Source organism: uncultured Sphingomonas sp. (assembly GCF_964250165.1).
Taxonomy (GTDB): Bacteria; Pseudomonadota; Alphaproteobacteria; order Sphingomonadales; family Sphingomonadaceae; genus Sphingomonas.
This window is the reverse complement of record NZ_CAXUEK010000100.1, coordinates 1-6,890: the sequence shown is the minus strand read 5'-3', so window position 1 is coordinate 6,890 and position 6,890 is coordinate 1. Positions and strand designations below refer to the sequence as shown.

General features: G+C 70.2%; 8 protein-coding genes. 6 read left to right on the top strand and 2 right to left on the bottom strand.

Translation table 11 applies throughout. The features are described 5' to 3' along the window. The 5 genes from trpB to ACFE64_RS14310 form a co-directional block, all read left to right on the top strand. Nucleotides 1-924, top strand: a 924-nt coding sequence (gene trpB / locus ACFE64_RS14330) for a tryptophan synthase subunit beta (protein WP_375393135.1), incomplete at its 5' end; no start/stop codon positions are given. 12 nt (nucleotides 925-936) lie between these two features. Next, the gene (locus ACFE64_RS14325) at nucleotides 937-1,167 is read left to right on the top strand and encodes a hypothetical protein (RefSeq protein WP_375393134.1); all 231 of its coding nucleotides are present in this window, start codon (nucleotides 937-939) and stop codon (nucleotides 1,165-1,167) included. A gap of 4 nt (nucleotides 1,168-1,171) precedes the next feature. After that, complete coding sequence (trpA, locus tag ACFE64_RS14320) at nucleotides 1,172-1,960, top strand: tryptophan synthase subunit alpha (RefSeq protein WP_375393133.1); 789 nt, start codon at nucleotides 1,172-1,174, stop codon at nucleotides 1,958-1,960. Then, the gene (gene accD, locus ACFE64_RS14315; protein ID WP_375393132.1) at nucleotides 1,957-2,811 is read left to right on the top strand and encodes an acetyl-CoA carboxylase, carboxyltransferase subunit beta; all 855 of its coding nucleotides are present in this window, start codon (nucleotides 1,957-1,959) and stop codon (nucleotides 2,809-2,811) included. The genes trpA and accD overlap by 4 nt, the downstream gene beginning before the upstream one ends. A gap of 44 nt (nucleotides 2,812-2,855) precedes the next feature. Beyond that, nucleotides 2,856-4,157, top strand: a complete 1,302-nt coding sequence (locus tag ACFE64_RS14310) for a bifunctional folylpolyglutamate synthase/dihydrofolate synthase (protein WP_375393131.1) — start codon at nucleotides 2,856-2,858, stop codon at nucleotides 4,155-4,157. Here ACFE64_RS14310 and ACFE64_RS14305 read toward each other — a convergent pair. Further along, the gene (locus tag ACFE64_RS14305) at nucleotides 4,154-5,935 is read right to left on the bottom strand and encodes a hypothetical protein (RefSeq protein ID WP_375393130.1); all 1,782 of its coding nucleotides are present in this window, start codon (nucleotides 5,933-5,935) and stop codon (nucleotides 4,154-4,156) included. The two genes, ACFE64_RS14310 and ACFE64_RS14305, sit on opposite strands and share 4 nt — an antisense overlap. 118 nt (nucleotides 5,936-6,053) lie before the next feature. After that, on the bottom strand, nucleotides 6,054-6,494 hold the full coding sequence (locus ACFE64_RS14300) for a response regulator (RefSeq protein ID WP_375393129.1): 441 nt from the start codon (nucleotides 6,492-6,494) through the stop codon (nucleotides 6,054-6,056). A 97-nt stretch (nucleotides 6,495-6,591) separates the two neighbouring features. Between ACFE64_RS14300 and ACFE64_RS14295 the strand changes: the two genes are divergently transcribed. Then, a partial coding sequence (locus tag ACFE64_RS14295; protein WP_375393128.1) for a S4 domain-containing protein occupies nucleotides 6,592-6,890 on the top strand: 299 nt, incomplete at its 3' end.

The following is a 6,890-nucleotide window of genomic DNA, read 5'->3' as shown; positions in this document are numbered from 1 at the left end:
AAGATCAACAACGTGCTCGGTCAGGCGCTGCTGACCAAGAAGATGGGCAAGACCCGGGTCATCGCCGAGACGGGCGCCGGGCAGCACGGCGTCGCCACCGCCACGGTCTGCGCGCGCTTCGGCCTGCCCTGCGTCATCTACATGGGCGCGCGCGACATCGAGCGACAGCAGCCGAATGTCTTCCGGATGAAGCTCTTGGGGGCCGAAGTTAAGCCGGTGACGTCAGGCGCGCAGACGCTCAAGGACGCGATGAACGAGGGGCTGCGCGACTGGGTCGCCAATGTCCACGACACCTTCTACATCATCGGCACCGCCGCCGGGCCGCATCCCTATCCGGAGCTGGTCCGCGACTTCCAGAGCGTCATCGGCCGCGAGGCACGCGAGCAGATGCTGTCACGCACCGGCCGTCTCCCTGACCTGCTGGTCGCCGCGATCGGCGGCGGCTCCAACGCGATCGGGCTGTTCCACCCGTTCCTCGACGACCCGGACGTGGCGATGCTCGGCGTCGAGGCCGCCGGGCATGGACTGGACAAGGAGCACGCCGCCAGCTTGGCCGGCGGCTTTCCCGGCGTGCTCCACGGCAACAAGACGTATCTGCTCCAGGATGAGGACGGCCAGATCGCCGAAGCCCACTCGATCAGCGCCGGCCTCGATTATCCCGGCATCGGCCCGGAGCACGCCTGGCTGCGCGATATCGGCCGCGTGGACTACACCGCCGTCACCGACACCGAGGCGCTCGACGCCTTCCAGCTGCTATGCCGGACGGAGGGCATCATCCCGGCACTCGAACCTTCCCACGCGATTGCAGCGGTTGCTCGCAAGGCTCGGGAAATGAACGAGGATCAGATCATCCTGGTCAATCTGTGCGGGCGTGGCGACAAGGACATCTTCACCGTCGCTAGTGCGCTCGGCGTGGCGATCTGATAGGAGTATCAGGTGAACGTCTACAATCCTCTTGATTCGACAAAGCGGCTCGAAGCAGCCGGACTTACGCGACAACAGGCCGAAGCGATCGGATCGGAGAGAGGCGACGGCACGAGTAGCTTGGTCGTTAAGGAGCAGCTCGAAGCAGCGCTGGACAAGGTGACGATCCGATTGAGCGTCATCATCGCCGGGGTGATCACCTTGGCCTGTACGGTGCTGGGCGTGGTTCTTTCCCATCATTGATCAAGTGAACCGGCTTACCTCGGCGTTTCGCGCCGAACATCCTGCTCTCATTGCCTTCGCCACCGCCGGCGACGGCCCGACGGCGGCCATCCTCGACGCGCTGGTCGAGGGCGGCGCGGACGTGATCGAGCTGGGGATGCCGTTCACCGATCCGATGGCCGACGGCCCCGCCATCCAGGCGGCCAATCTACGGTCCTTGGCGGCGGGCACGACAACCGCCGCTATCTTGCTGATCGCAAAAGACTTTCGTTCGCGTCACCCGGACGTGCCGCTGGTCCTGATGGGCTATGCCAACCCCATGCTCCGCCGTGGCTCGGAATGGTTCGCGCGGGCCGCGGCACAGGCCGGCGTCGATGGCGTGATCTGCGTCGACGTTCCGCCGGAGGAGGACGATCAGCTCGGCCCCGCGCTCCGCGCCGCCGGGCTCGACCCGATCCGCCTCGCCACCCCCACCACCGACGCCGCGCGCCTGCCGCAGGTCCTCGAAGGGGCGTCGGGCTTCCTCTATTACGTCTCGGTCGCCGGGATCACCGGGCTGCAGCAGGCGGTGCAGGGCACGATCGACGCCGCCGTCGCGCGGCTCAAGGCGGCGACCGCACTCCCCGTCGCGGTCGGCTTCGGCGTCCGCACGCCCGAACAGGCCGCCGCCATCGCCCGGGTCGCCGACGGCGTCGTCGTCGGCTCCGCGATCGTCGAGCTGGTGGGCGCGCACCGGGAGGATGCGCCCGCCGCCGTCCGCGCCTATGTGCGCTCGCTCGCCGATGCCGTACGCACCGCAAGGAACCCCGCATGAGCTGGCTCAACTCGGTCCGCAATGTCCTCTCCTTCGGGGCGAAGAAGGAGACGGCCGACAATCTCTGGCACCGCTGCAAGGGCTGCGATCAGATGGTGTTCGTGAAGGAATGGCTGGAGAACGGCCATGTCTGCCCGCTGTGCGACCACCATGATCGGATCGGGCCCGCCGAGCGGTTCCGTCAGCTGTTCGACGAGGGCACGACCGAGATCATCGCCATGCCGCCCGTCATGGAGGACCCGCTCAAGTTCCGCGATTCGAAGCGCTATACCGATCGGCTGAAGTCGGCCCGCGCCGACACCGACGAGCAGGATGCGTTGGTCAATGCCCGCGGGCTGATCGAGGGCCGCCCGGCGATCGTCGGCGTGCAGGACTTCGCCTTTATGGGCGGCTCGATGGGCTTGGCGGTCGGCGAGGCGTTCGTGCGCGGCGTCGAGAACGCGATCCGCGAGCGCTGTCCCTACATCATCTTGACCGCCTCGGGGGGTGCGCGGATGCAGGAAGGTATCCTGTCGCTGATGCAGATGCCGCGGTCGACGGTGGCGATCGACATGCTGCGCGATGCGGGACTGCCCTACATCGTCGTGCTGACCGATCCGACCTCGGGCGGGGTGATGGCGGCCTATGCCATGCTCGGCGACGTGCAGATTGCCGAACCGAAGGCGACGCTGGCCTTCACCGGCCGCCGCGTGATCGAGAACACCATCCGCGAGAAGCTGCCCGACGATTTCCAGACGAGCGAATATTATCTGGAGCACGGCCTGATCGACATGGTCGTCCACCGCCACCAGCTGAAGCACCAGCTCGCGACGGTGATCGGCTACCTGACGGATGCGAGGAAAGCGGCGTGAGCCGTTGCCCCTCTCCCTTTCAGGGGAGAGGGGGAGCAGCGTAGATGCCTGACTCCGCCACCTCCGCCGATCCGCAGGTCCAGGCCCAGCTCGACCGCCTGTTCGCCGCGGGCCCAGGCGCGGATGTGCTCGGGCTGGAGCGAATCACGGCGCTGCTCGCCCGCCTCGGCGATCCGCATCTGTCGCTCCCGCCCGTGCTCCACGTCGCCGGCACCAACGGCAAGGGCTCGACCTGCGCCTTCCTGCGCGCCGCGATCGAGGCGGCGGGGTACGACGTCCACGTCTATTCCAGCCCCCACCTCGTCCGCTTCAACGAGCGTATCCGCATCGCGGGCAAGCTGATCGACGACGCCCAGCTCGCCCCTCTGCTCGAAGAGGTGCTCGATGCCGGCGAGGGCATCGGCGCCAGCTTCTTCGAGGCGACCACCGCCGCCGCCTTCCTCGCCTTCGCGCGCGCCCCTGCTGCCGCCACGATCGTCGAGGTCGGGCTCGGCGGGCGGCTCGATGCCACCAACGTCATTCCTGCCCCGGCCGTTACCGGCATCGCCGCGCTCGGACTCGATCACCAGGCGTTCCTGGGCGACACCGCCGTCGCGATCGCGGGGGAGAAGGCGGGGATCGCCAAGCTCGGCGTGCCGCTCGTCACCATGGACTATGCGCGGCCGTTGCGCGAACGCATCGGCGCCGTCGCGCGGGCGGCCGGCGCGCCCGTGCTCGCGCGAGGGCGCGACTGGAGCACGGAAACCGCGCGCTCGACGGTGCGCTATCAGGATGCGGGCTTCTCGCTCGTCGCTCGGCGCCCGCGGCTGATCGGCCCGCACCAGTCGCGCAACCTGGGGCTCGCCATCGCCATGCTCCACCATCAGGGTGCGCTGAGCGTGCCGGAGGCCGCACTTCGCGCCGCCGCCGACTGGGCGCATTGGCCCGCGCGGATGCAGCGGCTGGGCGCAGGTCCGCTGACGGCCGGCCTCGCGCCTGATGCCGAGCTCTGGCTGGACGGCGCGCACAATCCCAACGCCGCCGCCCCGGTCGCCCGCGCGCTCCGCACGATCGCGCGCGGCCGGCCGGTGACGCTGGTCATCGGCATGCTCGCCAACAAGGATGCCGAAGGCGTGCTGCGCCTCCTCGCCCCGGCGGCGACGCGGGTGGTGGCGCTCCCCGTCCCCGGCCACGAGCACCACGCGCCCGACGCGCTGGCGGCCCTCGCCCGCAGCTTCGGCCCGCCCGCGAGGACGGCGCCGGACCTGCCGGCCGCGCTCGCCGGAGCGGAGGGCGTCGTCCTCGCCGCCGGATCGCTGTATCTGGCCGGCGAGGCGCTGCGGCTGAACGACGAACTGCCGGATTAGGCAGCCTCGCCGGTCCCTCCCGGTTCCGCCCGTGCAGCGACCCGCGTCGAACGCCACCACTCCAGCAGCACGAACAGGATCGCCACGAGCCCCGCCAGCGCGGTCCAGCGGAACACCGGCGCGTAACCCAGCCGGTCGAACATCTCGCCCGCCAGCCCCCGGCCCATCGACCCGATCAGGAAGGTGAGCGACGACAGCAGCGCATATTGCACGGCCGGATATTTCTTGCTGACGATGCTGGACACATAGGCCACGAACGCCGCCCCCGCGATCCCGGTCGAGATGTTCTCGTAAGCGATGGTGAGCAGCAGCCGCGCCATGCGCTGATCGCTCCCCAGCGCCGCCGCCAGCCGATCCAGCCGGAGCGCGCCGAGCACCATGTCGATATGCGCCGCTCCCTCCGCCAGGTCGGCGTAGAGGAAGTTGCCGAAGATCGGCAGCGCCGCCCCGATCAGCACCGTCGGGAACCGCCCCAGCCGCAGGAACAGCACCCCGCCCAGCGCCACGCCGGTCATCGACATCACGATGCCGAACACCTTGGACGCGAAGGCCACCTCGTCCTTCGTGTAGTGCATGTAATCGAGGTAGAACGGGTAGGCGAACGACGCCCAGACATTGTAGCAGAGCGGATAGGCGAGGATCAGCGCGATCACGCCGAGCACGCCCCAGCCGAGCCGCTCGACGAGATCGGTCAGGGGCGCGACCAGGGCGCGATACAAATGATCTGCCGCCACTACTCCCCGGGACGGGGAGGGGGACCGCCGGGCGAAGCCTGGTGGTGGAGGGGTTTCCGACCCGGGTTCATCGCGTGCCGCGGAACCCCTCCCACCACTCGACTGCGGCGAGCGGTACCCCTCCCCGTCCCGGGGAGGAGCTTGGCCAGCCTTCGCCCGGTTCAGCACCGCCGCGACCGCCAGCGGCACGAGCACCGTCGCCGCCACGATCAGCGGCCCGTACAGCTTCAGGAAATCGGCGGTCGAGGGCGGCTTCGCCCCGGCGGGCGGCGCTGCCAGCACCGATACCATGAAGCCGATCAGCGTCACCACCGCCCAGCCCCAGCACAGGCCGACGACCCCCAGCGCGATTCCACGCGTCCGCGCATCCGGCTCGCCGGTGCCCAGCACCGCTGCGGCGGTCGCAGGGGGCGGCGTGTCCGGCGCGGCAAGCCCGGCCAGCAACGTCGCCGCCATCAACCCGGCCATCACCGCATAAACGGCGGGCCAGCTCATCGTGCTTGCCAGGTGCAGCGCGAACGCGCCGCCGACGATGCTCGCGGTGCGGAAACCGAGCTGATAGACCGCGGACAGCAGCTCCACCGGCGTCGCGGCGTCCGCCACGTCGATCCGCCAGGCGTCGATGGCGATGTCCTGCGTCGCCGAGGCGAGCGCGCCGACGAAGGCGATCAGCGCGAAGCGGCCGATCGACGCGGCCGGATCGGTCGCCGCCAGGCCCAGCAGGGCGGCGACGATCACCAGCTGGCAGAGCGCGATCCAGCCCTTGCGCCGCCCCAGCCGCCCGATCCCGGGCGGCCGCAACCGATCGACGGCGGGCGACCACAGGAACTTGAACGCCGAGGCGAGCCCGATCCAGCTGAGCAGGCCGATCGTGGCCAGGTTGACCTTGGCCTCGCCCAGCCAGGCCGTCAGCGTCCCGATCAGCAGCGCGAACGGCAGGCCGGAGGAGAAGCCGAACGCCAGCATCGCGCCCGCCTTGCGCGACCTCAGCGCCGCGCCCAGCAGCCCGAATCCGCGCGGCCGATCCGCCGCCGCCGTCGCCATGACCAGCCTTGCTCCCGTTGCGAAAGAGGCGGACCCTAGCGGGAAATTGAGGCGAGGACAGCTATGCCATCATGCAGGAAACCCGGTCCACCGCCGGTCCGCTTGCGCTGCCGCCGGCCTACCGCTCTTCCGCCGTCACGGGCGCGGCGAACAGCGTGAAGCCGTCCGGCAGCTTCGGCACCTTGCCGCCCGTCAATTGCGCGTCGATCGCCCGGATCGCGCCGAGCAGGTCGCGCGGCGCATAGGGTTTGGCGAGACACCCCGCCGCCAGCTCCGCCGCCTCGGCCGGACAGGCACCCGTCACGAACAGCACGGGCACGCCCTTGTCCCGCGCCGCGCGGGCGACCTCCACGCCCGAGCCGTCGGGGAGCGACACATCGGTCAGCACCAGCTCGACGTCGTCACGCAAGGCCGCAACGGCGCCCGCGACGCTCGGCACGGTGGCGATGATGGTATAGCCGGCGTCGGACAGGACATGCTCGTTGTCGAACGCCACCAGCGGCTCGTCCTCGACCAGGAGGATCCGGGTGATGTGTCGCCGCCTGCGCCCGAAGATCATCGCCCGCTTCCTTCCGTGCCGCACAACGCGCTGCTCGCGCCCGAGTCGCACCTTTTTGGCGCGCGCCAGATGAAGTTCCGCTGTATCGACCGCGCCCATGCCACGCCACGCCGCGCCCACCTCCGGCGAACGCCCGCCCGCCGCCGGCGACCGGATCGCCAAGCTGCTCGCCCGCGCCGGCATCGCGTCGCGGCGCGAGGTGGAGCGGATGATCGCCGAAGGGCGCATCGCGCGCGACGGCGTGGCGCTCGACACCGCCGCCACCGTGCTGCCGTCGCTGGCCGGCATCACCGTCGACGGCAAGCCCGTCGCCGCGCCCGAGGCGGCCCGGCTGTTCCTCTATCACAAGCCGGTCGGCCTGCTCGTCACCGAGCGCGACCCGCGCGGCCGCCCGAC